The following is a 23,896-nucleotide window of genomic DNA, read 5'->3' on the forward strand; positions in this document are numbered from 1 at the left end:
TCCCAAACTTAAAACTCTACATAAAACGGATGAGCACTTTCATCAAGACAGGATTCAATCCGCTGCCTGAAATTTAGGAACGTCACCATCTCCAGCGCTTCTTCAATCGGAAAATAACCGACTTCCTCACTTTCATCGGACGTGGCGAATGCACCGCCGACAGGTTTTGCAAGGAAAAGCGTATTGCAAATCGACGCGCCTACATTCTGGAAAATTCCGCAAAACTTCACGATTTCCACATCAATGCCAGATTCCTCTTTCGTCTCTCGTATCGCCGCATCTTTCAAAGACTCTCCCTCTTCCACCTGACCACCAGGCATTCCCCAGCCGTTCCGGGGACTTTTGATCAAAAGGATTTCGTTCTCTTCATTCAGGACAATCGTTGCTGCCGACACGATATGCTTGGGCGGCACGTGAATTTCATTCGTATTCGTTACCATGTGTATTCCTCCGTTCATATTTATCACCCCTCCAATTATTTCAAATATTGGTTATTTTCTCAATCTTTTTCCGTTACTAATTGCATTTATTTTCCATAGCTAATACACTCATTTTATACAGGAGGCGATCGAGATGAAGCCCAACTCAGTATCTTCGACATTAGTTCAATACAGCGATAATTTCCAACAGGCACTTTCGAACTTTGAACTGCCCGATGACCAGCTCGAATTCACCAGTTACCCATTGAAAAAAATACAAGACCCGTTCATCTCACCTGACACCGTCCACGTCATGATTGTGGCCGAAGAGAAACCTGTCGGCTAATTTGCACTGGAAAAAGGTGAGAAACTTCATAGATACACGAACAGGACAGACGCCAGATTATTAACATCATTTTCGATTGATTTTCAGCATCAAGGGAAAGGTTTTGCTAAACAGGCGTTGACTTCATTGCCAGACTTTTTGCGGGAGCATCTCCCGGATACAAAGGAGATCGTACTCGGCGTAAACAAGCGGAATGCCGCTGCGATCAGCCTTTATTTGAAAACGGGTTTTGTTGATGAACATGAGGTGTATGTGGGGCCTAAAGGACCGCAGCATGTGCTGCATTTGCGCATTTGAACAAAAATCAGGGACTTATCCTATGATAGATAAGTCCCTGATTTTTGTTCTCCATGTTATTCTTTGATTTTGACGACTGTTCTTCCTTTTGCTTTTCCTTCAAGAATGTCATTCAGCGTGCGAGGAAGATCTTGTAATGACACTTCATTTTCCATATTATCCAGTCCTTCAGGTTTTAAGTCAGTAGCCATCCGTTCCCATAGCGTTTCTCTCAACTCTTTTGGACAGTAGACCGAATCTACACCCAGTAAACTCACGCCTCTAAGAATGAATGGGAAAACCGTTGTCGGAACATCTACGCCCCCTGTCAGTCCGCTTACTGCAACAGCTCCTCCATATTTCGTATTGCTTAATACCGATGCCAATGTTTTTCCACCAACAGGATCGACAGCACCTGCCCAGCGCTGTTTCCCGATTGGACGGATCTTCTCCGGCGTTACTTCTTCCCGGGAGATCACATCTTTCGCCCCTAGTTCCTTCAGGAAAGCATATTCTGATTCTTTCCCGGTACTGGCAATCACATCGTAGTTTCGTTTGGCAAGCATTGAAACGGCCATGCTTCCCACGCCGCCGGTTGCCCCTGTCACAAGTACCGGCCCATCTTCAGGTTTCAACCCGTTTTCCTCTAAATGATGGATGGAAAGGGCCGCCGTAAATCCTGCCGTCCCGAATACCATCGCTTCTTTCATCGTCATCTGTTTAGGTAACGGCACCACCCACTCAGCTGGTACTCTGGCAAATTCACTATATCCTCCATAATGGGAAACGCCAAGCTCATAACTTGTTACAATCACCTTTTCTCCTTCATTGTAACGGTCGTCGTTTGAAGAAACGACGATCCCCGCAAGATCGATTCCAGGTACAAACGGATATGACTTTACAATATTTCCATTCGGGATAGAGGCAAGACCGTCTTTATAGTTCACACTTGAGTAATGGACCTCTATTAACACATCCCCCTCAGGAAGGTCATCCATTGATAATCTCTGAACCTCTACGGAAAAGTCTTCTTCTGTTTTATTCACTACTAGCGCATTAAATTGTTCCTGCATGGTAGATTGTCTCCTTTCACAAACATTGATTTCCCGTTCATCGTAATACATTTTATACTGACCGGTCAAATTATTTTGTCCGGTCAGTATAATTCAGGGTCGAATATGTCTACACTTTTTAGTATACTAATCCTAGGTATTCACTGGAGGTTGCAATCAGATGTCAAACAAAGCACAACAAAGAAGGAAACAAATCCTTAGAGCAGCATTTCAGGCCGCTACTGAAAAAGGCTATGAATCTGTCACATTACAGGATATCGCCGATTACGCAGACGTGAGTAAAGGCGTCACCAATTACTATTTTGAAAATAAAGCAGACGTGTTCGTTCACCTGTTTGAATGGATCACTACAAGAATATATGCAAAAGAAGCCGAATCCATCCGTGGGAAAGATACGGCGATCGAAAAGCTCGAAGCCTATATCAAACAGGTGTTCATTTCCCCGGATGAAAATAGAAGCTTTTATCGTGTTTACCTCGACTTCTTGGCACAGGTGAAAAATGATCACCGTTACGGGGAAATCAACCAGCAATTCTACCACAATTGCCGCACTGTTACGGAGGAAATCATCTCACAGGGAATCGAAGAAGGTGTTTTTACAGTCGATAACATCGAACAAAGCGTCATCAGCATCCGTTGTATAATCGATGGAAGCCTCATTCAGTGGCTGATGAAAGATGACGACAACTTGCATGATTTCTATCGGACACTGTGTTTCGAATCAATTCTTCGTCTGTTAAAAAAGTAGAAAAAACGGACCAGTGATGGCCCGTTTTTTTCGTTGTGAATGGTTCATTTTCGACAAAGAGATCATATATTTGAATAGAGGATCATATATCAGAATTCCCGCTCATAAACTAAATTTTCGGATCATAAAAATTGAAAACCGGCTCATAAGCGGTCTATCAGACGGGTATTGGCTGTTCGAGTGACCTTAAAAAGTCTTTTACACAGTTAGGATAGCCCCAAAATGAAGGTTGCTCTTACATTTCTATCTTCCTTTTTCTCATTTCAAGCTAAAAAGTGGATTTCACCTTCAATAATACCCCATTTAGTATACCCACCACTCTCCCCATACACATACTTACCCCCTTCTCTTCCTCCTCGATAAAACTAAAGCGACCACCATCAACATCCCAGCCACCAAAAATGTCGTACCCGAAGCAATCGGTGTTAAAAATCCAACTATTATTAGTAAAATGGCAAAAAGAATGAGTGCAGTTATCATATTAATCTCCCTTTTATATAGAGGTAGGAGTACTCGAATACGCCATGAACGTAAGCACTGTCAATATAATCGGCAGAAGTATCCCGATCACACTGCAAATGATCCCTGCAAGAGCCATTTTTCTTCCCTCTTGCTGGAAGCGCTTGATTTCTTTTCTTCCGAGTATGCCAAGAATGAGTCCGGTGACGCCCAGGATCAGGCTTGCAATAGGGATGATGATCGAGACAATCGATAGAATCCCCAGTATCATCGCGGCTGTTGCCTTTCCATTTGTTATCTTGGTTTCTGCTGTGTTTACATTCGCCATGACTTCATCCTTCTTTCTTGTACTGAATTGTTTTTACGTGTACGTTGCCACAGGCTGATGAGGGTGGGTGCGGCCCCGATATTTGATCATTAAACCTTTCCAATATATACGAAAGAAATATGGAAAAGTTTCAATTAATATCCAACTGTTCAGTCAGCAGGCTCGGGCAGAAGCATCGCCTTTTCGTCATAACTACTTTTTCCATAAACGTGACTCATGCATCCCTATTAGAAATATCACCATATAGCTCCACCACAGCCTCATCATCTGAAAACCCATCCTTGATAATGTCCTTCAACTTGCTACCCCAAACGATTGTGATGATAAATAACACAATGACAATCAGTATGATGCTGCCAAACACGATGGAAGCAACTTTACCTCTCTTTTCAACATTCATCCCTACTCCCCCTTAATACCAATTATTTCAAATAAGGAAGTAAATCTCAATCAAAAAAAAGGATGACTACAGTGACTGTAATCATCCCTTCACTACTATGAACCATCCTGAATTAACCCTTCCAATTCAGCTACGATTACGTCCTCCACAGACTTCCCTGATTTCTTCAGGTTGTCCACTGAATCTCGGATCAATGTGTTCCCTTCATAGAAAAAGATCAATTCATCTGCGACACTCTCCGCAAACGATAATTCGTGGGTGGAGAAGATGATCGTCTTGCCTTTGGCTTTCTCCCGAAGCAGTGATTCCTTCATCCATTTGATCCAGTAGGGGTCAAGTCCGTTCGTCGGCTCATCGAGGATGAGGACTTCTTCGTCTGACAGAAGGGCCTGGGCAAATGCGAGGCGCTGTTTCATTCCTTTTGAAAACGTCCCGATTTTCTCATGGCCCACGTTTTCAAGACCGACATAGCGCAATAACCGCTGGCAGGCATCCCGATCGACATTCTTCAATGCACCGAGTAGCGCCAGTGCTTCGAATGCCGTCAGTACTTCCGGGAACTCCAGGTCGTCAGGCATATAGCTGAAGCGCTGACCATGCCAGTCAATCGACCCTGCCGTTGGCTTGATGATCCCTGTGAGCATCTTGATGAGCGTGCTTTTCCCTGCACCATTACCTCCTGTCAGCGCAACAATCGTTCCTGATGGAATCTCATAATGAAAGGAATCCAAACCAGTCCTGCCTGTTGGATAAATCTTAGTCAGTTCATTGCAAACGATCATTATCTTCCCTCCTTCTTCTTAAGGATGATATTGCTGCCGATCAGCGGAAGGACCACCCAAAGGACGGAAACGAGCACATATGCGGCTTTCCCTGCTACCGTCAGGAAAAACGCAGAGAAGTCATAATACACCGGACCAAGAACCGTTGCGTTTCCCGAATATAAAATATATCCTGTCCGTATCCATTCGACTGGATTGGTAAATGTCAGGATGATGACCAGATTTTTCAACAATGTTCCTGACAGAAAAGAGCCTGCAGCCATGATGAAATATTCATAGATCAGTAAAAAGAATGCCCACACCCCAAGGGCGAGGGATAAGCTTTGAACCCGGCTATTAGATAAGCTTCCGATCAGAACCGAGAGTGCCGAGAAGACGCATACGGCAACAACTGACAGGGACAGCATCAGTACATCAATGGTACTCCCCCTGCTCACGCTGCTCACGATCAGCACGAGGCTGTATCCTACCGTCAGCATGATCAAAAATGAACTCACAAGGGCAACGAATTTCCCCATTGTATACGTCCCTATTCGCATTGGATAGGTCCTTAACAATGAAAACCATCTTGACTCAATATCAGACGAAATCGACAATGCCCCTATCGTCAACGTGAATAATGGCAATAAAAATAGCAGGACGTTTAAAAATGAAGCCGAAAACCGTGTGAACGAGGAAGTGACCGGCATGGCAAACATTTGTACCAGCGTAATCGAGAGAAGTAATAGTGTCAGAAGGCTCCCGAATATGAACAGTGACTTCGTCCGCACCATTTTTTTCATTTCCGCTGTGATGAATGACGATAATTTATTCATGGGCATGAACGCCCCATTCGTGCTCCGATAAGTCTTCCGGAGTCATCAATTTCCCTTTGCCTTCCTCTTTCATGAACGCTTCTGCACCATTTTTCGTGCTGAATGCAAGGACGCCGTAAGACATTGGTGTCCAAAATTCCTGATCATACACAAAATAGGCTGTGTTTGAGTCGATCCATTTGTCCGTCTCGTATTCCTTCACATAGCTAGCCCCGACCGCATCCTCCTGTTGTTCGATCGCATATTGAACGAGGCACCCAATATCATCGAAAATGAGCTTGTCACCGTTTGCCAACACGGCCTGTGCGGCATAATCTTCGTGAACAATGCTCATATTGCATACAATGCACGTGTCCACCTCCGGATTGATGTCCCGGGGGCTCATGTCTTTTTTGCCACATCCTGCACCGATGATCCATATACATGCAATGATGCTTGTGAGGCTCATCCATTTGAGCCACTTAATTTTCTCCATACAAACCAACCTCCTGCAAACCCTGCCGACCCGAGAATCAGCTGGAAGACATTCATCCCCCACTCGACGTTGCTCCCTGAACCTTGGAGCAACGGTTTTTCATCCCGTACGGCATTCTTATCCTTCAATGAAAGCTTCTTTTCCATTTTCCCCAAAGTAACGACCGCCGGGGACTCGAAGAAATATTGATAAGCCTTCTGTTTGACCATCAATCTTCCGAAAGAATCGTTGGACTGGTAAAACGTATCGCCGAGACCGTCCCCGTCAACGTCCATTCCGCTATATTCATCCCAGTAATTCCTTTCCAGCACTGCACCGATCCGGTCGGATGAAACCGACATGATGTTTCCGTATACTTCATTCCCAGCGAACTCATTCGATTGTGCATACTGGATGAACTGAAGCCCTGTTTGATTCGAAGAAATCCTATTGCCTTTAATGGCAGAGTGGGCTACATTTTGCAGCGTCATGCCGACGCCATTGTGTGCCACCGTATTTTCTTCCACCTCAATGCTTCCCCCATTATAAAGAACCATCCCGGATCCGTTATAACCCGTTTGATGTTCCACTATATTACGTTTAATGCTTGTTCCATCAGACATCATGTGCATCAGGCCGGTAACATTTTGACTCAGATGATTTTTCACCAAAGCGGTTCCGTCCGAATACATCAGGTGAATTCCGTAACGTGAATGTGACACGAGGTTGCCAATCAATTGACTTTGATGATCCTCTTCCACGTAAATCCCATCCTGCACATTCCGGATCTCTGCACCTTCAACCTTGATTCTATTCGTTTTATAAAGCGTCACACCATTTAATTTTTTTGAAAAATGTCCTTTCTTTCCTTCAATCGTAACGTCAGAAATTTCACTGTTTCCAACATTAAAAAGTTCGATTCCGGAATTGAAATGACTGAGCTTTACGTCTCTCATCACCAAGTACTTACTGGCGTTTGCCTGGATTCCCACCGAATCCTTGTCGCGACTGGACAATTCTATATTCTCTATCGTAATGTCACGGGTATGATCGATGGAAATGACCGGTTCGTTACTTGTACTTTCGATGATGACATTCCCTTTGCCAATCAGCGTAAGCGGCTTATCCAGCACAATGTTTTCATGATAGGTACCTGATTCGAGATATACAGTCGAGCCTGGATCTGCTTCATCAATGATCGATTGAATGGATTTCTCTGCCATCATCACGCTCGGAAATAACGGGGAAAGGAGGCATAATACAGCCATGACGCCTAGCCATTTCTTCATGCTATCACCTCCAAATCGGAAAAAGGGCTAAATAAGCAAATGCCTTTAGCCCGGTTTTCTTATGAATGAGAGTGTTCACTGCTCTCTTCTTTGTCTTCATGCTTCATGCCGTCATCCTGATGGTCATGATTCATGTCCATGCTCTCACCGTTTTTCATTTTCTCCATCTTTTTCATATGACGATGACTTGCTACTTCATCAATGTCTTCCAGGGATGAAAGACTTGCTTGATCGCTTCCCTGCTCCTCAATGAAGTGTTGTGCACCTTCGTCATCCTTAAAGAAAGCATAACCGTAGTTCATCGGCGTCTTGATCTCACCCTTCACAATCACGGCTTCGTCAAGCTTCACCCATTCATCTGTATCATAATCCCTTACATACTTATCAAGGGTTATCCCGTCTTTACGCTCCTGATTCAGCATGCAGCCGATATCATCAAAGAAATAATTCTTTCCATCTTCTCCAATACCCTGTGCCGAAAATGCACCCATTTCTTGATCTTTCGGGTAGACTGTCATATTACAGTACTCACACACCGTATGTTCATCGGGCTCAGCAAGTGCCACTTCCATTCCAGCTGTTTCATCACTATTCTCTGTTTGTTGTGATGCTTCTTCTTTCTTCTCTGTCTGTTTTTCATCCGTCGTCCCACAAGCAGCCATAGTCATAACCAACAGGCCGAGCAGAAGCGACAACCACATTTTTTTCATTCTAATCTCTCCCTTCACATAAAAAATAGCAGACAATTGTGTTGAAAAAATGAAGGAATCTCGCTAAATATAAAATTCAAGAGAGATTTGGACCAGTTTTCAAAAAGGTGTCATATCAGGCTTACCCTTCCGCCCATTTCCTTTATAATAAAATCAGTAACCAATATGAAAGAAGGCAGCTTATATGAACACAAAAACGAACTATCAAACGTGGATACGCATGAAGGCGCCCACCCCCTGAGATTTTTCGACAACATGCTCATATATTGAAAAACAGGATCATATAAAAAAATTCCCGCTCATAAATTTTTAAATCGGCTCATATATTTCAGATCCAGCTCATAAGTTGTGGAAACCGGCTCATATATTGGTAGATTCCCCGTCCCGAGCAGATCCCTACCCAATTATAATTGTAAAATTTTCTATTTTCTTCCAAAAAGCAGGAGTTTTCTTAAAAACGGCGAACTATTTGATTAAATAACGAGCAAAAGGAGTGATTTTTTGATTGCAAAAGAAAGGGAAACCCCTCAGAAACTTGTAAAAACCGAGGCCCTCATAAGAAGACTTCAACCCTTGAACCATCCGAAAAGACCAATCATCGAGCAGGACTTGAAGAAAAGGAAAGCCGGGTTCAATGGTGAAAAAGCAGTTGATTACCACCTCTCATTTCTGTCTGATAAGAAATATATGATATTCAATGACCTCAAGCTGCCAATGACCCCGGATTTCTTCCAGATTGACACCCTCCTCTTAACCTCACATTATACGCTCCCGATCGAAGTGAAAAACATTTCCGGCACCCTCACAATCAATCCCGAATTCAATCAGTTCTCAAAAATCTATCAAGGGATAGAAACGGGCTATCCTGACCCGATTACCCAGGCAAGGCGGCAAAAGCTGTTTCTCCAGAGATGGTTTTATAATCAGAAGCTTCCCTGTCCTCCCATCGAATTCCTCGTCGTCTTCAGCAACCCGGCAACGATTTTGAAAATGGCAAAAGGGCATGCATTGATTCCGCCCTTCGACAAAATCATTCATGCCCAGAACCTGGTGAATGAAATTAGCAAACTCAACCAAAAATACAGCCAGAAAGAACATGAACCCTACGACCTTAAGAAAATAAAGCGACTGCTGTTGACTCAGCATCAGGAAGACAATTCTTCCATTCTGCAAACCTATCAATTGAATGCTGCCGACATTCGTCGCGGGGTTCTGTGTGAAAGGTGCAATGAGGTGATGATCAGGATGACAGGGTTTTGGCACTGTCCCTTCTGTCAACACGGTTCCAAAACAGCTCACCTCCAGGCGATTAAGGATTACTTCCTACTGATTAAGCCAACCATTACGAATCAGGAGCTAAGAGACTTCCTTCTCCTTCCTTCCCGTAAAACGGCAACCATCATCCTTCAATCCCTCCCCCTCACTCAAATAGGAAATAGAAAAGGCGTTTATTATATACAATCACCTTGAGCAGCTTCCACCTTTTTCACAATCCGATCCAGTACCTCATCTTCCGATAATTCAGCCCCTATAGCAGTCTCTCCCTGTACGCCAAGAAAATCTTTCGGAATCCACCACCGTGCCAGTAATTCCTCACCGAAGTCTGCACCTTTTGTACGGTGGCGCCTGAGAGTTTCCTCAAATGTTAAATCAAAATAATATACGAGTGCCCTCCCATTAAAGTATTCAATCAAATCCTTCAGCATGTCGCCGTAGCGGGCACTGCTTAAGATCCCTTCCAAAATGACAACCTCACATTTTCCTTTTCCATACTCAGTAATTTGTCTGATCAACTCGATGGAAAGGTTACCGTCCCGGTCATGAACCTTCAACATATTACGACGGACGGTATCCTGGGAAACGAGCAGTGTTCCGTGACCGTAATGCTCTTGTAATCTGTTTGCGATGGTCGTTTTACCGCTTGCTGAATTTCCTCTTAATATAATGAGCGTAGATTTCATGTCATCTTCCTTCCTCCGTGCATCAGTCGGCACCGGCACCTCCGCCTCCACCGCCACCGTCTCCTCCCCCTCCAGAGTAACCACCATCGGAGAAACCTGAAGATGGACTCGGAGGCGGAACGCTCCACTTCCACGAGTTTGTGAGGAATTCCTGGGGATTTTGATTGGTTAGGATCAATGCTGTAAGAGGGGCAGTTGACAGAAGAGAAGAATCAAGATCTTTGACCCATAACTTCTTCAATTTCCGCTTCCTTTCTAACAACATGGAACGGATCATCCACCTGTCCATATCACCTTCGACCTCTTTCTTCCTTACCTGTTTCCTAAACGAGCGAATCCCGGCTTTCAGATCAAGCCCCGGTACAGATAGTGTGTGTCGTGGCACCAGGATACAAAGAATCAGGGTCAGCATGATGGAAAGGAAAAGATAAAGTACAGCTGTTTCATTTACAATCTGTAAGGAGGCGAATACAGAAATCAGGGTCCAGATGACAACCGGCCACTTCTTCTCTTTCTTTACCCACATGAGGATGAGTCCTCCTGCACCAACAACGGCATACATCCATAGAGCAAATGATGACTGCTCATCAAAATACAAAGCAGCCAGGATTCCGATGTAAACCAGTACGGGAGGTACTTTCGTGATGAAATGGAACAAGCGGGCGTGAAGGAGATTGGCACTTTTTGCTTCTTTTAACAGTGCTTGAAACCATTCTCTCTCCTGTTCTTTGAGAAGTTTCACTTTCGTATGGTAGGTTTTCACATGACGCTTCAGGTCTTTCTCTTTCTTTGTCGCCCCGGCGAGATCTGTCATTGCAAATGAGGCTGATCCATTTCTCCCCTTCCTTTTAAACACCCAGGAAACAAATTGCCGTTCAATCGGCGTTAACTCGTTATCATCGCTTGTAAGTGTAAAAAATAGGGTTTCATCAGGTGATCGGGTATCAGTTAAAAAGCGGGTCGTCGTTTTCTGTTTGCGGACGGTTGCCTTTCCTGCTTCAATGAGTGAATATAGGCCGGCCATCAGGGAACCGTGTGTAAATCGTCCACGATGATGGACCATGTATAGAAGGAGAGGATCTGCCTTCAGGACATCAGAAACATCCCCCTTCCCCCTTATCCTGCCGATCAGGGAACCTAAGAACATCACAGCACCGAGTAAGACAAGGAAGATTGTCAGCCCAGCAAGGAACTTATTATGTGTGTCCAATTGCTCTTTTCTCCGTTCCGCCAATTCCATCCGTTCTTCTTCTTTTTGAATCACATGCTCTAAGGATTGTGGCGCTGCCGCCTTTTCCTGTTCTTTCATGATGGAGGAAGGAAAGAGCACCCGTGTTTCGGTTAGGCTGTGCATTTTAGATACCGGCGTGATAAAACGGACCACTTCAGGACCCTTTTGTTCCACGTGACCTTCTCGATCGTGAATAAATGCCTCATATTCCTTTGGATCGATTTTCTCAGGGAACACAAAATCTATCGTGACATGATTAAGATCGACATCATGATTGCTCCCACTTTGAAAAAATGGGACGGTAACATCGCTGTACGTTTCATAAGAGCGTACGGCGTTTTCAAGTTCATATACATATAAAAATGTGGCGCTGTCATCCTCTACGGGGTATGAAGAGCGAAAAGTATTTCCCTCCTGTTCGACATTCAGCGGCCGCACATCATCTTCATTCAAAAACCCGAGTTCCCCATCCTGATTCAGCAGCTCATAGGACTTAAACCATTGAACCTCGTCATGATTGTCCTCATGGATGGAGCGTGACACTCTCTTAAACTTCCCATCAAACGAATAGGTGAACATTTCATTCACCAGGAGATTTCCATTCGGTTGAATCCATGCCCTGATCCGGACCTCATCGATGGTGAAGGATTTCCCGTAAGCCGTCTGACTCACTGAGAAAAATAAAATAAAGATGAGGAGCAGTTTTTTTATCATAGGGCACTCCTTCAGCTGATTTGTTCAGCTTTCTTTTTATCGCGCACATAATAAATCAGTGCAGTCATATGTAAAATAAAAATCAAGGTACCGCCGACACCATGAAAATAAAATGAAACCATCATATCTTCAATCAGGCTGTTATATGCTTGTGCAAAATTTATGAAGGAAACAATGAAGGCCATTATGATTGTAAAGAGATTCATATTCTTTAGCATGACACTCCCCCCTCCTGGCCACTCCACAACCTGGTAACTCCCACTAACTTCTGACCGTCAAATTCCATTTTGTATATGTCCGGCTTAGTGGTTTGCAGCAGAAAGTTCAGGCCGTATTGCTTGTCATATGCGTTCATCATCAGGGTCATGACGGTCCCGTGGGTTCCGAACGCAACTTTTTTGCCTCTGTAATTATGCAACAACTCATTCAGGACATGTATGGCCCGCTTCTGACAGGCCTCATTGGATTCTGCACCCGGTAATGTATAAAGTGGATCGTCAAAGGATTTTTTTAACAGAAGGGATAAATCTGTATCTGGCATCCGTGTTTGCTGGGCAGCAAACACCCTTTCCTTAAGATCTTCAATGATGATGACTTCTTGACCGATATCAGCTGCAAGCTTTTCCACTGTGAGGACCGACCTGCTGTAAGGGCTTGACAGGACGAGGTCAATTCCTTCTTCTTTGAGGATGTCGGTTACAAACTGTGCATCCCTTTTTCCTCTTTCCGTCAGCCCCCGGGATCTCTCATCACCGTTTTTTGGAGACTCTCCGTGTCTTACCAAATAAACATATGTATGCATGGGACCTCCTGACTTTTCCATCATGTTTCTATACCTCACTGTCAATTATTCCAAACTCACCCAGTACCCTCAATCTTTTTTTGAAAAAAGAAAGCCTATCCCTTCGAATAAACTTTCCCGAAACTACCTAGACAGGTTCTTCTCCACCTCATATCCATGATTTGAATTTTTGACCACGATATCAAAATTCTTATGCAGGGGATGCATGAACAGGTCGTATTGTATTCTCCGTTCATCATGGGTTTTTCTTAAGTATCCGATGTCCATGCCCCTCTCTGTGACGTCCCGGATCCCCCGGCGGTTGAGTTCCGTTTCACCGTCGGTATAGAAGTAGATCAAGATGTCGAATAAGCCGGGATGACAAAAGGCAACCGACATACCTTCCACGAGCGTTATGTTGTTTTCAGGCGTTATGAGTCTGCTCCTGTCATAGTGGACATCCATCGTATAAAGGGGCATTCTCTCCCTCACCATTTTCAGATCCCGTTCCAATGCAAAGAGGTGGTGGGCATCCGGGTGGCATGCGGTCATCTTCGCCTGATGGGTCTCCCTGTTGTATTCGTACTGAATGGATGAATGCTTACGGAGATGAGAACTGACGATATATGGGTCTGTATTGATGTAATTTACGTTAACCCCTTCCAGTTCCGTCAATAGATTTTTAACGAATGTGGTCTTACCGGATCCACCGTGTCCGGATACCCCGATGATCATATGTTCATTCTGTTTTCTCAATAGATTTGCGATTTGATGCAGGATCTTTTCCATGGTTCGCTCCAACCTCACTTCTTTAGACGGGCTGCCAACTTTATAAACTCCTCACTGTCCTTCAAGCACAGCTCCATTCCTTTTTCCCAGAAACGTTCTTCAGTAATGTCTTCTCCCAGATGCTTCATGACGAGGTCTTCAGCCGTCATGCTACCGGAATCCTTCAGCAAAGCCATGAAACGCTCTTCGAATGTATCTCCCGCATCTTTGGCTTGTGCAAAGAAGTTCAGGGCGAGCAAATAGCCAAAGGTGTATGGGAAGTTATAAAAAGGCGCTTCGGTTTTGTAAAAATGGGGTGTCCATATCCATGTGTGAACCGGCCACTCTTCAAGACTTCCATCGTATCCCCGTTCAAGCGCAGACTCCATCAATTCATTCAGGCGGGAAGACGATACAAAACCTTTTCTCCGTTCTTCATGAAACTCTTTTTCAAAAATGAATCTTGCATGAAGGTTCATGAAGTTCATGACGCTTCTTTTTAATTTTTCATCAAGGATGAACAGCCTTTCTTCATCGGTTTCTGCGTTGTTGAAGGCTTCTTCGAGCATGACCATCTCGGCGAATGTTGAAGCAGTTTCCGCGAGGCTCATGGGGTATTGCCGGTTTAGGATATCCACTGATTTCATGGCATGATTATGGAAGGCATGACCGAGTTCATGAACGAGGGAAAGTACCCCTTTAAAGGTGTGGTTAAAGGTAAGGAATACCCTTGATTCATTTGTCTTTGGAAAGCCTGCGCAAAATGCGACTGCCTGCTTGTCCGGGCGGTTTTCCGCGTCTACCCAGCCGTCATTGAATGCCTTCTCGGCGAATTGCCCCATCTCTTGTCCGACTGAAGCAAATCGCTCCTTGATGAGTGAAACAGCTTTATCGTACTCAATATGCCGGTTCGGGGAATCCAGAAGCGCCCCGAAGTGGAAAGACTTCATTTTCGTGTCCCCAAGCATGGCTGCCTTTGCGTGCAGATAGTCAGCAAACGGTTTCTTATTCTTTTCAATCACCCGCATCATTGCGTTCAATGTTTCTTCCTTCATCCGGTTTTGGGCGAGGGGCGTGGTAAGTACGTCCCCGATCCCTGCGCTTTTGTACATACCCAAGCGGAAGCCGGCAAGATGATTGAGAATCTGGGCGAACATCCCTTCATGTTCCGACCACTTCTCCACGAGTGCTGAATGGGCCTCTTCCCGGACCGCCGGATCAGAATGGGAACGAAGATTGATTGCCTGTCCAACAGACAGCTCATCGCCCTTTACAGTGACGGTTATGCTGCTCATGAAAGATTGATAGATTTGTCCCCATGCATGATACCCGTCAGCCATAAGATCAGACACTTCCTCCCCTGGTTCCAGGTCTGCCTCTTCCCTCCATTCAGTAAGGATGAAACGATGCGCGGGAGAATGAGCCAGGATTTCTTCCCACACGTATTCAGGGGTTCTTGATAACTTCTTCTTCACCATACTTTTGATGGATTCATAGCGTGAAAAGAGTGCAGTGATTTCCCCCCTGATCGATTGGGCTCTCCTGTTTTTGTGGTTTTGTGCCAACAGGCAAATGATATAGGACCGGGCTTGGGATAAACTCCTCCTGATCTCCTGAAGGTCATGAATGATATCGATAAATGGGCCGCTGTCCTCCACGCTCCACGTCTTCACCTTTTCATCCAGATCCTTTAAGTGTACCTCTGTCGTCTTCATATGTTTGTGAAGTTCCGCGGATTCGCTTCCCCCGTCAAAGATGCTGTGAAGATTCCATACTGGCTGATATGTAATGTGATTCAACAAAAACTCCCCCTTCACCGTATAAGAACGGAACGTATGTTCTAATTTTACATCACGCTGTACGATTTTCCAACATTTTCTTATCGGAAAATTCAAAAATCTCACCGCAAGGGCATCCAGACGTCAACTCTCTTTATTTCCTAAACCAATAAACGTCACCGACACTATGTAAAAAGGATACGTCATCAGAATCCCGATGAGCACAAGGCCTGCACCCGGTCCCGGATTGTCCACTGGTGATGTTGACTGAATCAGAAGACTGGAAGCAAATATTAGCATCAGAAATATGGCAACCACAGCAGCGCCGGCCAGTAGCTGGATTTCTTGTCATCCAGCCACTTTTTTGATAAATGATAGAATAAGAGCGTCGCAACGATAAAATCCAATAGTATAAGCAATTCAAGTGGAAACTCCCGGCCGGTCAGTCTGTTGGTATTCACGATGAGTTCAATCGGAACATACACAGCGATTGCACAAAGGAGGCTCATTCCATTGATTTTCAGGAAAAGCTTTATGATTTTCCTCCTTCCTTCATCAGTCTATTCCTAGCTGAAGTTCACCCGCCGAAATCAATTTCATATATTCAACCTGTATCTGTTGGTAATAGGATGAGCCGTTTCCTTCTCGATACCCGGATTTCCTTTCACCCGATGCATCTAATGGGACCCAGGCAAATGTAGAATATAGGTTTGTATGAAAGAAAGCGTTGGATGAACCATTTTCATCAAATGCTTCTTTCGTCGCTTCCATCCAATTCTTTGGGATCTTCAAAACTCCATATGACTTTTTCTTGAGAGACACTTCCCTTTTCATTTGGATGTTGGGGTAATAGCGTTCCTTCTCCCCGTCACCGAAATATCCCCTCTCCTTTATATAGTAAAATGCCAGTTTGCTCACCTCTTCCTCCGGATCGATGTTCCAGACGATGTGGTAGCTTGAAGGGTCCTTTTGGTGCACTTTCCATAGTCGTGGTTCCCCTTTGGTGGTATATCCTTTCAGCTTCCATCCGGTGATCGACCATTTCCAGTAGCTCATTCCATACTCTCCTGTGTCTGTTCGGAAGGGGGCAGCCCCGTGGCGGGAATCTAGGAGCAAGAAATCCTGGATGTCATTTACGGAAGCTTCATGCATTTCTCCATTGATTTCAGCAAGTATCTCATCATTTCCTGGAGGCGATCCTGCATGAGAGACGAGCAGTGAATACACTCCGATTCCCATAATGAGGATGCTGGCGATCAGAATGAAGAGGCGTTTCTTATTATCCTTCATGGTCTCCCCTCCTCAAACACAGATTGGCGTGAACGGAAATAATATTGTTCCCTGGGTGTTGTGATCAGCAGTCCTTTTCCATCCTGCTCCAAAAAGATGACAGGGTCCAATCCGCTCCCCCACTGGGATGACGTGCCGGTCAGCATGTACGGAAACCGTTCATTGCTAGTCTTGCTTCCCTCTGAATCCAGGTACATTTCTTCATACCAGCGGGATCCTTCAACGACTTCCTGCTTCATGGATGGAATTTGCTTCTTCAACACTTCTTTATTTAAGGTCACGTTCCCCGCCCCCTGGTGGATGGAAAGGATTGATGCACCATCCAAATCTGACAGGTAGGTGCCCGCCTGATCTTCTGGATACACCATCCCGTAAACCAAAGAACCGATCAATGCTCCGGCAAGGACGAAGGCATTCCCAAAGAATCCGATCCAGGCATACGGACGATAGGTATCCCACCTGTCTTCCTTACGGTTGAGCACCCCATATAAAATCCACACGCCAAGAGGCAATACGGGAATTTTCACCGGTGTATCGAACCATTCAACATCAATTGTAAAGGCAAATAACCCGACAAAGATGGCAACCATCACTTTCCATACTTTAGGATTCACCGTACGTTTCTTATAGGTTTTATAAGCAAGCAGGCCAATGACAGCCCACTCGAGGATATTGATCATGATGGCTATACTGTTAAAGGAGCCGTTCATATTCATATGGATCATCACTTCCCACTCCCTTTTTTGTCAGTTTATTCTTCATCCCACCATTGTAACATCCATTCCCATATTTTGGACCCTCTTATCAATAAAAAAGACCACCTTTTAAAAGTGGTCTTCTTCACAGTGTTAGATTATACGTTTAGGATGGCGTCTTGAATGTCTGCATCACCTGAAACAAGGTCAAATCCCTTGTTGAAAGTTTGTTTCGCTGTAAGAGAAGCGACGATCGTTCTTGCCACATCCTCACGGGGAATTGAGCTTCTTGAGAGGTTTTCGCCTGCTGAAACCTTCCCTGATCCCGGTTCATTCAATAAGCCTCCCGGACGGATGATCGTATACGTCAGGCCACTCTGTACAAGGGCACGGTCTGCAAAGTGCTTCGCCACATAATATGGCTTGAGCGATTCATTCCAATTCTCCCTGTTGTGAGCTTGAAGGGCGCTGACCATGATGAAGCGGTCGATTCCTGCCTGCTTGGCTGCTTCCATCGTTTTCACTGCGCCGTCGAGGTCGATGAGCAGGGTTTTGTCGGCACCAGTACTTCCGCCTGAACCGGCTGTGAAGATGACTGCCTCCGCATCTTTCAACCCTTCCGCAATCTCATTGACCGTTCCTTCCAGGTCTACAAGAGAGGCATTCACGCCTGCTTCCTCAAATTCCCGGACTTGTTCTTCCTTTCTTACAATCGCCCTTGGGGTGTGGTCCTCCTTCAGGAACCGGATGACTTGCTTCCCGATTTGTCCGTTTGCTCCAACTACGGCTACGTTCATCTCAACATCTCCTTCTTTGGAAATTTTGACTATGAGATTATTTTTGCATGAGCCGTGGCCGTTTTCAAATCATCTGTTTGAGGCGTGCTTTTCATTTATGATTCCGTACAAAACTAAATCTTCAAATCTATCATTCTTAAATAAATGATCTTTTAAGGTGCCTTCATACTCCATCCCGCATTTTTTCATGATTGCCCCGGAAGCAGGATTCGACCCGAAATACCGGGCGTAAACCCGGTGATAGTCCTTCTCCTTGAAGACAAACTGGATCACGGCTTTGGCAGCCTCTGTGCCATAGCCCTTTCCCCAATATTCCTCACCAATCCAGTAGGCAATCTCTCCGTTTTTGTCCCGTGCTTTATTCGAGATCCCCACAGCGCCATACAGCTTCCCGCTTTCTTTATCAGTCACGGCGAACTCATACATCCGGTCCTGATCAAAGTTCTCTTCATGGCCACCGATCCAGTAGCGGGCATCTTCCTCCGTATAAGGATAGGGCAAATTCAATGTACTGCGATAAAGATTATAGTTATTGCATAACCTGCTGACTTCGCAGGCATCCGACTCATTGAACATCCTCAAATATAATCTCTCCGTTATGATTGCTTTCTCACTTTTACACTCATTCAAACGACCCCAACCCCTCCACTGTTTTTTGGAAAATAATGATAATATAAATGTATCAGGTTTTCTTACTTCAGAACATCTTTTTATGCATCATGAAGGGTTGTTTTAAAATATGGTGGATAAACTATATCAAAGAATAGCTCAATGCAAAGAAACTGATAGAAAGCAGTAATGAGGTTGCCGCCTTCTGTTTCAATAAAAGGTTTTCGATCCCGCCAAGCAAGTGCATCAGCCCGAAAGCCACCATCGCCCAGGCTATAGAACCCCCTGATCCCCACGCGATGAAAAAAAGAGCCGCTCCAACCAGCCCTAATGCGATATGTAACATTTTCATCCATTGAATTGACCGTTTATTTTCTTCCTCTTGAAAGAACAACCGGAATACCCGATTCATTGTTTCAGCACCCCTCTTATGACTCCCTATCTTTCATTTCCTTTAAAAGTTCGACAATACGTTCATTTGTTTGATTCAATTTTCTCAACTGCAATTCCACTGCAAATAATATAATAATGATTCCGATTCCTATGATAAAATACAAGATTGATTCTCCCTATCTATTCACTCATTTTCTTTACATCCATTTAAAAAGCGATTCATACAGCTTGTCATAACCAAACGGCAAAGAAACAGCAAGTACTGCGCCGATCAAAATAGATCTCCTCACCAGCATTTTATGCTTCGCAATCGTGATTTCTTCTCGTTCCACGGCAATCCGAAACACCTTTATCAACGACCCTACCGTTTGACATATGATCATGACTGAAAAGAAACTGATGATCCATACAACCATAATCTTCCCTCCCCGCATCCTGATTTTACCACATGAAAGACACTCCCTACATATAAAAAGCGCCACAATTCATATCGTGGCGCATTCATCACATATTACTTTGCATCTTTATCAGGCTGGTGGATGCCGAAGACATTGCCTTCTGTGTCTATGTAATATCCTTGCCAAGCCATTCCCGGCAGTGCATACTTCGGCATGGCCACCTGTCCGCCATTTTCGAGGATCTTTTTCTCTGTAAGGTCGTAATCCTCTACACCCATCGTACATGCATATCCGTTCACAGGTTGATTCGCCTGAGGAGGAGGACCCTGCCGCTGCATCAGGGCACCGTTGATTCCCATATCATTTTCATCGCCGGTTACCGCACCGAAGTATGGCATCCCCGCAAACTCACTCCAGTCATCAAACTGCCATTGAAACACTTCACCATAAAACGCCTTTGCTCTTTCCATGTCATCTACATGGACTTCGAAATGAACCACTCTACTCATCGTATACCCCTTTAGATTTTAGATTTTTCTGAAATATCCTCGCTGTTACTTAAGCTTATCCATTTTCCTAAGGAAGTTCAATAGGTTTCCAGATAAAAAAACAGCCATCGTAAGTCTTATTCCAACTTGCGATGGCTTTGCTCAGTTCTTTATAATTTGCCGTCAACCTCAGAAGTATCTACATCTTCGCCGAACCAGTCCTGCAGTTTCGCCCTTGCCTGTGCTTTTACATCATCATCAATATACATGGCAACCTGAATCAGTGCCAGTCCAAGTGCACCAAAGTCATCGGTGAACCCGATCCCTACAGCGAAATCCGGGATGAAGTCTGTCGGCAGAATGAAGTACCCCAGCGCGCCGATAATCACCATTTTGGCTTTCTTAGGAACGTCAGGTTTTTGCAGCACAAAATAGAGGAGCAATGCTGTGTAGACCACAGAATGGCCTGCTTTGACGCCGTATTTCTTTAGTTTCCCCCAGAATTTTTCGTCTGAGTAGTGTTTTTCTGTGTTGTTCATTTCTGCCTTTCCTCCTTCAAAAAAAGTATCTCAGCGTACTTTTCTATCTCTGACTTAATACTATTTTAAAAGTTTTATGGAAAATAGACAAATTCCTGGGTACTGAAAATACCTCAGCTCTTTAGCCAAGCAACTAATTCAGGAATCCTATCCGTATACCCCTTCAACTCACCTATCGTCCCAATCACTTCATCCGTCCCCAGTTTCTGTTCTGCTTCATCCGCACACTCAATCCCCAACGACCGTTTCAAGCTGTATTCCAGCCATGCTAATTTACTTTGGAATCCAAGAGATAAGACATTTTCCCAGTCAGCATTAATTTCTCCTCGGATTCTTTTATACCCGTCAAGAAAAGCGAGGAATCTATCTTGGTCAATGTTCCCCCTGTCCGTCGCCCAGTAAACGGCTGTTTCGATTACATCAAGTGATGGATTGATCATGCCGGCTGACTCCCAATCAATGATGATGGGACTGAACTCACTTCTCCAAAGCACATTTTTCGGATCAAGGTCCCGGTGGCTCATAATCTGTTGCTTGGAAAGAGCCTTGGAAGCTTTGACTGCTTCATGATTCCAAAGGATTAATTCATCCATATAATCACTGAGCAGCGAAGTCCATTCAGTCCCCTTCTCAAGTCCGATAAGGAGATATTGATGCCAATCCACGACTTCCACATGGTTAATATTTAAGTGATGACTTTCAAAATCATTGTTATGTATGTCAGCAAGGATGCCGCCTATCATTTCCGCATGCTTAGGTGAAATTTCATTGGATGTTAAACTTTTACCGTCCACCCAATCAAACACTTGATACATCTGTTGATCGATTTCATGGAGGGTTGAACCATCCCACTCTTTTGCCGGAAGGCTTGGAATTTTCACAGCAAGGGACTGGGCAAAACGTTCCGAACGTGTATAATTCTGCAGTGCGTCAGGCCGTGAGGTGATGTTGGGATTCAATGCTTTCACTGCGAATATGTCTGAATGGGTTTCCACACGAAACATTTTGTGCAGCAGTCCGCCGGGGATTGGTTCTGCTTCGCTTACCATCTTTCCAAGTTGTAATGTCTTACACAGTGCGTCCAGTTTGATATTGTACTCTTTTACGCTCATTTTCTTCACTGCTTTCGTTTTTACTAATTTTACCACGAAGTTATGAAGTTCTATGGAAAAATAAAAAGACTCTCCTGTATGAAAGGAGAATCTCCAGCCCTTATTTCACTTCCACTTTAAACATATAACTTCCGTCGCCCTTTCCCCAGTACACCATCAGGTGGTAAACATAAATCCCTTTATGTGCGGGAGCATAGATAGCGTGGTCCTTCAGTTTCACTTTTTCTACTGAGCCGTCGTCCATCCTTGTTTCCAGCAGAACTGTGTCAGGCTCCATATCAAATTTCACTTTCATGACTTCGCCCGGCGATACGATGATGGGCGCCGCTGTATCGGCACTCATATATTCTTTCTCAACGCATTCTACAGAAAAGAGTCCGTCCCAGCAATAGGAACCCTCTGTAACGGGGATCACCACTTCACCTGCCGTCACATGGGGTGTCGGGGGCTCGGTTCGGAACGGTTGGAGAATAAAGAGGACGATTGCGATTAGTCCAATGATATTGAGGACGGTTAATACTTTATTCATCTTACTCACCTCTTAAACGGGTTACCCTTTCCATCTTACCGATCATCCCCATTGGAATATAGGTCACTAGAAAGACGACAAGGGCTGCAATTTCAAGATTCATATAATACGTGATGCCGGATCCGAAGAAGGACAGTATCGTTTTGGACTCGGTAGGATTTGCAAGATAGAAGAAATTTGTATGGAGGAACAGATTCAGGAAGTAGATCGGGACCGCGATCAGGTTGACCGTGAGAAAGCCGGTCCATACAGCTCTTAGAGGAACACGGTATCTTTCATAAACGATGAAATACAGGACAGACCAGGCGATCGCTGCATGATGAAGGAAGTATTTAAGAAAGCGGAAATGGGGGAATTGGTATGCCATTTCAGGTGTAACCATACTTAGGATCGGAGGAAGGAACCCGATAAAGTACAACAGATAAAAAGCCTTCCTGTTCGGTTTTAGGAACAGGTAGAGGGCAATAAAGGTGCTGATGGAACAAAGCTGCAGGGGTAAATCCCCCACCTGCCACGTGCCGGTAGCGAGAAGCCATACATGCCATGACACTTCACTCAATGCAAGCATGGAGAAAAGAAACCACTTCAACAGGGGTTGATAGTGCTTCAACATATGTCTAAACGACACCATCCAACAAGATAGGGCGAAAAACAGCAACATGACCGTGCTATGAGGAGCAGAAAAAATCTCAAACGTTCTCATCTCTGTGACGGAAAACATCATGCCACCCCTTTTACTCTGGAGTTGGTTATCATGAATAGTTTATTCCGCTACCCGTGAGATAAGACTTCCTGACTGAAAATATATGAGCCCCCTGAAAAACAAGGGGCCCTCTCCTTATACAGAAAATGGCGGGATGTAGCGGCCGTCCACATCCGTAAATCCGTATTCCTTTGCCAGATCTCCGGCTTTGAACACCTGACCTGATTTCTCCATCACATCAGGATCGGTTGCTAGTGCAGTGATCCCACGCCCAATATAGTAGGGTGTTTCGGATTTACTCAATTCTTCTGTCTCCTGCCAGTGATCCTCATCAACCCCCATATGATCAAGGACCAGTTCAGTCCTCATAAATCCTGGAGATACAGCAAGAACTGCAATGCGGTCTTCTTTTAATTCTGCAGACAGCCCCTGGGCCATCCGAACGAGGGCATTCTTTGCCAAATCATAATAGAACTGTCCTATATACTTGCCATCATCCCAGAAAGTTGTGTGTATGATCAAGGAACCGGGATTTTCACGAAGCAAAGGAACAGCATAGTGATTTGTCGCTAGCTGTGCCCGTACACCGGCAGTGAACATCGTATCCCAGTTCTCAAGTGGCAGCTCCCAGAATTTCCCCGGATGTACACCAATGTCATGGGCACCCCAAACGTTGTTGATCAGAATATCAAGTTTCCCCTGTTCTTCCCTGATCTGACGGATGACCGCTTCTGTTTCCCGATCGATCGTATGGTCACAACGTATGGCAATCCCCTTGCCGCCTGCTTCGTTGATTTGAAGCGCAGTGTCATCGATTGTCCCTGGAAAATCCTTTGTTGAATCCCCTTTTATACTCCGGCCCGTGACGTAAACCGTCGCACCTGCTTTTCCAAGTTCGATTGCAATGGCCTTTCCTGCGCCCCGGCTTGCGCCTGTTACGAGTGCTGTTTTTCCAATTAATGATGTCATACTCTTCATCCTTTCATTGATCAATAACATTAACTGCAATGA

General features: G+C 44.7%; 32 protein-coding genes. 4 read left to right on the top strand and 28 right to left on the bottom strand.

Annotated features, from left to right (window positions below):
- Positions 1 to 8 precede the first annotated feature (8 nt).
- Positions 9 to 458: an NUDIX hydrolase gene (locus KH172YL63_RS11775; RefSeq protein ID WP_442858727.1), complete on the bottom strand. Its 450-nt coding sequence runs from the start codon at positions 456 to 458 to the stop codon at positions 9 to 11.
- A 115-nt stretch (positions 459 to 573) separates the two neighbouring features.
- Between KH172YL63_RS11775 and KH172YL63_RS11780 the strand changes: the two genes are divergently transcribed.
- Entirely contained in the window at positions 574 to 765 is a 192-nt protein-coding gene (locus tag KH172YL63_RS11780) for a hypothetical protein (RefSeq protein ID WP_173106285.1), read from the top strand.
- 6 nt (positions 766 to 771) lie between these two features.
- A complete protein-coding gene (locus KH172YL63_RS11785; protein ID WP_173108150.1) occupies positions 772 to 1,062 on the top strand; it encodes a GNAT family N-acetyltransferase in 291 nt (96 codons plus the stop codon).
- Between the two features lie 56 nt (positions 1,063 to 1,118).
- On the opposite strand, the gene KH172YL63_RS11790 is transcribed toward KH172YL63_RS11785, so the two are convergent.
- Positions 1,119 to 2,114, bottom strand: a complete 996-nt coding sequence (locus KH172YL63_RS11790; RefSeq protein WP_173106286.1) for an NADPH:quinone oxidoreductase family protein — start codon at positions 2,112 to 2,114, stop codon at positions 1,119 to 1,121.
- A 160-nt stretch (positions 2,115 to 2,274) separates the two neighbouring features.
- Here KH172YL63_RS11790 and KH172YL63_RS11795 point away from each other — a divergent pair, with 160 nt between their 5' ends.
- On the top strand, positions 2,275 to 2,862 hold the full coding sequence (locus KH172YL63_RS11795; protein WP_173106287.1) for a TetR/AcrR family transcriptional regulator: 588 nt from the start codon (positions 2,275 to 2,277) through the stop codon (positions 2,860 to 2,862).
- Positions 2,863 to 3,355: 493 nt separating this feature from the next.
- On the opposite strand, the gene KH172YL63_RS11800 is transcribed toward KH172YL63_RS11795, so the two are convergent.
- The 7 genes from KH172YL63_RS11800 to KH172YL63_RS11830 form a co-directional block, all read right to left on the bottom strand.
- Positions 3,356 to 3,649: a DUF4190 domain-containing protein gene (locus KH172YL63_RS11800; protein ID WP_173106288.1), complete on the bottom strand. Its 294-nt coding sequence runs from the start codon at positions 3,647 to 3,649 to the stop codon at positions 3,356 to 3,358.
- 214 nt (positions 3,650 to 3,863) lie between these two features.
- Complete coding sequence (locus KH172YL63_RS11805; RefSeq protein ID WP_173106289.1) at positions 3,864 to 4,049, bottom strand: hypothetical protein; 186 nt, start codon at positions 4,047 to 4,049, stop codon at positions 3,864 to 3,866.
- 95 nt (positions 4,050 to 4,144) lie between these two features.
- Entirely contained in the window at positions 4,145 to 4,831 is a 687-nt protein-coding gene (locus KH172YL63_RS11810) for an ABC transporter ATP-binding protein (RefSeq protein WP_173106290.1), read from the bottom strand.
- Positions 4,831 to 5,646 carry an ABC transporter permease gene (locus KH172YL63_RS11815; RefSeq protein ID WP_173106291.1) on the bottom strand — a complete coding sequence of 272 codons (816 nt, stop codon included), beginning with the start codon at positions 5,644 to 5,646 and terminating at the stop codon, positions 4,831 to 4,833. Before KH172YL63_RS11815 ends, KH172YL63_RS11810 begins: the two co-directional genes overlap by 1 nt.
- Complete coding sequence (locus tag KH172YL63_RS11820; RefSeq protein WP_173106292.1) at positions 5,639 to 6,121, bottom strand: nitrous oxide reductase accessory protein NosL; 483 nt, start codon at positions 6,119 to 6,121, stop codon at positions 5,639 to 5,641. The genes KH172YL63_RS11815 and KH172YL63_RS11820 overlap by 8 nt, the downstream gene beginning before the upstream one ends.
- Positions 6,091 to 7,389, bottom strand: coding sequence for a right-handed parallel beta-helix repeat-containing protein (locus KH172YL63_RS11825; protein ID WP_173106293.1), 1,299 nt, complete (start codon positions 7,387 to 7,389; stop codon positions 6,091 to 6,093). Before KH172YL63_RS11825 ends, KH172YL63_RS11820 begins: the two co-directional genes overlap by 31 nt.
- Before the next feature lie 59 nt (positions 7,390 to 7,448).
- Positions 7,449 to 8,099, bottom strand: a complete 651-nt coding sequence (locus tag KH172YL63_RS11830) for a nitrous oxide reductase accessory protein NosL (protein WP_173106294.1) — start codon at positions 8,097 to 8,099, stop codon at positions 7,449 to 7,451.
- A gap of 501 nt (positions 8,100 to 8,600) precedes the next feature.
- On the opposite strand from KH172YL63_RS11830, the gene KH172YL63_RS11835 reads away from it, so the two are divergent.
- Positions 8,601 to 9,569: a nuclease-related domain-containing protein gene (locus tag KH172YL63_RS11835; protein WP_173106295.1), complete on the top strand. Its 969-nt coding sequence runs from the start codon at positions 8,601 to 8,603 to the stop codon at positions 9,567 to 9,569.
- Here the strand turns inward: KH172YL63_RS11835 and KH172YL63_RS11840 are convergent.
- The 19 genes from KH172YL63_RS11840 to KH172YL63_RS11930 form a co-directional block, all read right to left on the bottom strand.
- Positions 9,551 to 10,060 carry a kinase gene (locus tag KH172YL63_RS11840; protein WP_173108151.1) on the bottom strand — a complete coding sequence of 170 codons (510 nt, stop codon included), beginning with the start codon at positions 10,058 to 10,060 and terminating at the stop codon, positions 9,551 to 9,553. The two genes, KH172YL63_RS11835 and KH172YL63_RS11840, sit on opposite strands and share 19 nt — an antisense overlap.
- Positions 10,061 to 10,082: 22 nt before the next feature.
- Complete coding sequence (locus KH172YL63_RS11845; RefSeq protein ID WP_173106296.1) at positions 10,083 to 12,005, bottom strand: DUF2207 domain-containing protein; 1,923 nt, start codon at positions 12,003 to 12,005, stop codon at positions 10,083 to 10,085.
- An 11-nt stretch (positions 12,006 to 12,016) separates the two neighbouring features.
- Positions 12,017 to 12,223, bottom strand: a complete 207-nt coding sequence (locus KH172YL63_RS11850; RefSeq protein WP_173106297.1) for a hypothetical protein — start codon at positions 12,221 to 12,223, stop codon at positions 12,017 to 12,019.
- A complete protein-coding gene (locus KH172YL63_RS11855; protein ID WP_173106298.1) occupies positions 12,217 to 12,807 on the bottom strand; it encodes a histidine phosphatase family protein in 591 nt (196 codons plus the stop codon). Before KH172YL63_RS11855 ends, KH172YL63_RS11850 begins: the two co-directional genes overlap by 7 nt.
- 123 nt (positions 12,808 to 12,930) lie before the next feature.
- Positions 12,931 to 13,575: a uridine kinase family protein gene (locus KH172YL63_RS11860; RefSeq protein ID WP_173106299.1), complete on the bottom strand. Its 645-nt coding sequence runs from the start codon at positions 13,573 to 13,575 to the stop codon at positions 12,931 to 12,933.
- Positions 13,576 to 13,589: 14 nt separating this feature from the next.
- Positions 13,590 to 15,353 carry a M3 family oligoendopeptidase gene (locus KH172YL63_RS11865; protein WP_232066004.1) on the bottom strand — a complete coding sequence of 588 codons (1,764 nt, stop codon included), beginning with the start codon at positions 15,351 to 15,353 and terminating at the stop codon, positions 13,590 to 13,592.
- A gap of 278 nt (positions 15,354 to 15,631) precedes the next feature.
- On the bottom strand, positions 15,632 to 15,841 hold the full coding sequence (locus KH172YL63_RS11870) for a hypothetical protein (RefSeq protein ID WP_173106300.1): 210 nt from the start codon (positions 15,839 to 15,841) through the stop codon (positions 15,632 to 15,634).
- A 46-nt stretch (positions 15,842 to 15,887) separates the two neighbouring features.
- Positions 15,888 to 16,622 carry a hypothetical protein gene (locus KH172YL63_RS11875; protein ID WP_173106301.1) on the bottom strand — a complete coding sequence of 245 codons (735 nt, stop codon included), beginning with the start codon at positions 16,620 to 16,622 and terminating at the stop codon, positions 15,888 to 15,890.
- Positions 16,619 to 17,347, bottom strand: coding sequence for a hypothetical protein (locus KH172YL63_RS11880; RefSeq protein WP_173106302.1), 729 nt, complete (start codon positions 17,345 to 17,347; stop codon positions 16,619 to 16,621). Before KH172YL63_RS11880 ends, KH172YL63_RS11875 begins: the two co-directional genes overlap by 4 nt.
- A 128-nt stretch (positions 17,348 to 17,475) precedes the next feature.
- The gene (locus KH172YL63_RS11885) at positions 17,476 to 18,114 is read right to left on the bottom strand and encodes an SDR family oxidoreductase (RefSeq protein WP_173106303.1); all 639 of its coding nucleotides are present in this window, start codon (positions 18,112 to 18,114) and stop codon (positions 17,476 to 17,478) included.
- A gap of 69 nt (positions 18,115 to 18,183) precedes the next feature.
- Positions 18,184 to 18,744 carry a GNAT family N-acetyltransferase gene (locus KH172YL63_RS11890; RefSeq protein WP_269475145.1) on the bottom strand — a complete coding sequence of 187 codons (561 nt, stop codon included), beginning with the start codon at positions 18,742 to 18,744 and terminating at the stop codon, positions 18,184 to 18,186.
- Between the two features lie 121 nt (positions 18,745 to 18,865).
- A complete protein-coding gene (locus KH172YL63_RS11895; protein ID WP_173106304.1) occupies positions 18,866 to 19,135 on the bottom strand; it encodes a hypothetical protein in 270 nt (89 codons plus the stop codon).
- Between the two features lie 178 nt (positions 19,136 to 19,313).
- Positions 19,314 to 19,532: a hypothetical protein gene (locus tag KH172YL63_RS11900; protein WP_173106305.1), complete on the bottom strand. Its 219-nt coding sequence runs from the start codon at positions 19,530 to 19,532 to the stop codon at positions 19,314 to 19,316.
- A 95-nt stretch (positions 19,533 to 19,627) separates the two neighbouring features.
- Positions 19,628 to 20,023 (bottom strand): VOC family protein, encoded by a 396-nt coding sequence (locus tag KH172YL63_RS11905; protein ID WP_173106306.1) that lies wholly within the window; start codon positions 20,021 to 20,023, stop codon positions 19,628 to 19,630.
- Positions 20,024 to 20,172: 149 nt separating this feature from the next.
- Entirely contained in the window at positions 20,173 to 20,541 is a 369-nt protein-coding gene (locus KH172YL63_RS11910) for a YkvA family protein (protein ID WP_173106307.1), read from the bottom strand.
- A gap of 113 nt (positions 20,542 to 20,654) precedes the next feature.
- The gene (locus KH172YL63_RS11915) at positions 20,655 to 21,653 is read right to left on the bottom strand and encodes a phosphotransferase (protein ID WP_173106308.1); all 999 of its coding nucleotides are present in this window, start codon (positions 21,651 to 21,653) and stop codon (positions 20,655 to 20,657) included.
- 100 nt (positions 21,654 to 21,753) lie between these two features.
- Positions 21,754 to 22,182 carry a hypothetical protein gene (locus KH172YL63_RS11920; RefSeq protein WP_173106309.1) on the bottom strand — a complete coding sequence of 143 codons (429 nt, stop codon included), beginning with the start codon at positions 22,180 to 22,182 and terminating at the stop codon, positions 21,754 to 21,756.
- 1 nt (position 22,183) lies between these two features.
- Positions 22,184 to 22,906, bottom strand: a complete 723-nt coding sequence (locus KH172YL63_RS11925; protein WP_332066845.1) for a YwaF family protein — start codon at positions 22,904 to 22,906, stop codon at positions 22,184 to 22,186.
- Positions 22,907 to 23,020: 114 nt separating this feature from the next.
- Positions 23,021 to 23,854 carry an SDR family NAD(P)-dependent oxidoreductase gene (locus tag KH172YL63_RS11930; protein ID WP_173106311.1) on the bottom strand — a complete coding sequence of 278 codons (834 nt, stop codon included), beginning with the start codon at positions 23,852 to 23,854 and terminating at the stop codon, positions 23,021 to 23,023.
- Positions 23,855 to 23,896: the final 42 nt, after the last annotated feature.

Source organism: Bacillus sp. KH172YL63, assembly GCF_011398925.1.
Taxonomy (GTDB): Bacteria; Bacillota; Bacilli; order Bacillales; family Bacillaceae_B; genus Rossellomorea.

Coding starts and splice junctions, on each gene's coding strand:
- KH172YL63_RS11795 (WP_173106287.1), top strand. CDS start 2,275: ATGTCAAACAAAGCACAACAAAGAAGGAAACAAATCCTTAGAGCAGCA.
- KH172YL63_RS11920 (WP_173106309.1), bottom strand. CDS start 22,182: ATGAATAAAGTATTAACCGTCCTCAATATCATTGGACTAATCGCAATC.
- KH172YL63_RS11930 (WP_173106311.1), bottom strand. CDS start 23,854: ATGACATCATTAATTGGAAAAACAGCACTCGTAACAGGCGCAAGCCGG.
- KH172YL63_RS11915 (WP_173106308.1), bottom strand. CDS start 21,653: ATGAGCGTAAAAGAGTACAATATCAAACTGGACGCACTGTGTAAGACA.
- KH172YL63_RS11845 (WP_173106296.1), bottom strand. CDS start 12,005: ATGATAAAAAAACTGCTCCTCATCTTTATTTTATTTTTCTCAGTGAGT.
- KH172YL63_RS11880 (WP_173106302.1), bottom strand. CDS start 17,347: ATGATCCATATGAATATGAACGGCTCCTTTAACAGTATAGCCATCATG.
- KH172YL63_RS11860 (WP_173106299.1), bottom strand. CDS start 13,575: ATGGAAAAGATCCTGCATCAAATCGCAAATCTATTGAGAAAACAGAAT.
- KH172YL63_RS11850 (WP_173106297.1), bottom strand. CDS start 12,223: ATGCTAAAGAATATGAATCTCTTTACAATCATAATGGCCTTCATTGTT.
- KH172YL63_RS11820 (WP_173106292.1), bottom strand. CDS start 6,121: ATGGAGAAAATTAAGTGGCTCAAATGGATGAGCCTCACAAGCATCATT.
- KH172YL63_RS11885 (WP_173106303.1), bottom strand. CDS start 18,114: ATGAACGTAGCCGTAGTTGGAGCAAACGGACAAATCGGGAAGCAAGTC.
- KH172YL63_RS11775 (WP_442858727.1), bottom strand. CDS start 458: ATGAACGGAGGAATACACATGGTAACGAATACGAATGAAATTCACGTG.
- KH172YL63_RS11895 (WP_173106304.1), bottom strand. CDS start 19,135: ATGAATCGGGTATTCCGGTTGTTCTTTCAAGAGGAAGAAAATAAACGG.
- KH172YL63_RS11910 (WP_173106307.1), bottom strand. CDS start 20,541: ATGAACAACACAGAAAAACACTACTCAGACGAAAAATTCTGGGGGAAA.
- KH172YL63_RS11840 (WP_173108151.1), bottom strand. CDS start 10,060: ATGAAATCTACGCTCATTATATTAAGAGGAAATTCAGCAAGCGGTAAA.
- KH172YL63_RS11780 (WP_173106285.1), top strand. CDS start 574: ATGAAGCCCAACTCAGTATCTTCGACATTAGTTCAATACAGCGATAAT.
- KH172YL63_RS11900 (WP_173106305.1), bottom strand. CDS start 19,532: ATGGTTGTATGGATCATCAGTTTCTTTTCAGTCATGATCATATGTCAA.
- KH172YL63_RS11925 (WP_332066845.1), bottom strand. CDS start 22,906: ATGATGTTTTCCGTCACAGAGATGAGAACGTTTGAGATTTTTTCTGCT.
- KH172YL63_RS11800 (WP_173106288.1), bottom strand. CDS start 3,649: ATGGCGAATGTAAACACAGCAGAAACCAAGATAACAAATGGAAAGGCA.
- KH172YL63_RS11790 (WP_173106286.1), bottom strand. CDS start 2,114: ATGCAGGAACAATTTAATGCGCTAGTAGTGAATAAAACAGAAGAAGAC.
- KH172YL63_RS11905 (WP_173106306.1), bottom strand. CDS start 20,023: ATGAGTAGAGTGGTTCATTTCGAAGTCCATGTAGATGACATGGAAAGA.
- KH172YL63_RS11870 (WP_173106300.1), bottom strand. CDS start 15,841: ATGAGCCTCCTTTGTGCAATCGCTGTGTATGTTCCGATTGAACTCATC.
- KH172YL63_RS11855 (WP_173106298.1), bottom strand. CDS start 12,807: ATGCATACATATGTTTATTTGGTAAGACACGGAGAGTCTCCAAAAAAC.
- KH172YL63_RS11830 (WP_173106294.1), bottom strand. CDS start 8,099: ATGAAAAAAATGTGGTTGTCGCTTCTGCTCGGCCTGTTGGTTATGACT.
- KH172YL63_RS11815 (WP_173106291.1), bottom strand. CDS start 5,646: ATGAATAAATTATCGTCATTCATCACAGCGGAAATGAAAAAAATGGTG.
- KH172YL63_RS11875 (WP_173106301.1), bottom strand. CDS start 16,622: ATGAAGGATAATAAGAAACGCCTCTTCATTCTGATCGCCAGCATCCTC.
- KH172YL63_RS11825 (WP_173106293.1), bottom strand. CDS start 7,389: ATGAAGAAATGGCTAGGCGTCATGGCTGTATTATGCCTCCTTTCCCCG.
- KH172YL63_RS11805 (WP_173106289.1), bottom strand. CDS start 4,049: ATGAATGTTGAAAAGAGAGGTAAAGTTGCTTCCATCGTGTTTGGCAGC.
- KH172YL63_RS11810 (WP_173106290.1), bottom strand. CDS start 4,831: ATGATCGTTTGCAATGAACTGACTAAGATTTATCCAACAGGCAGGACT.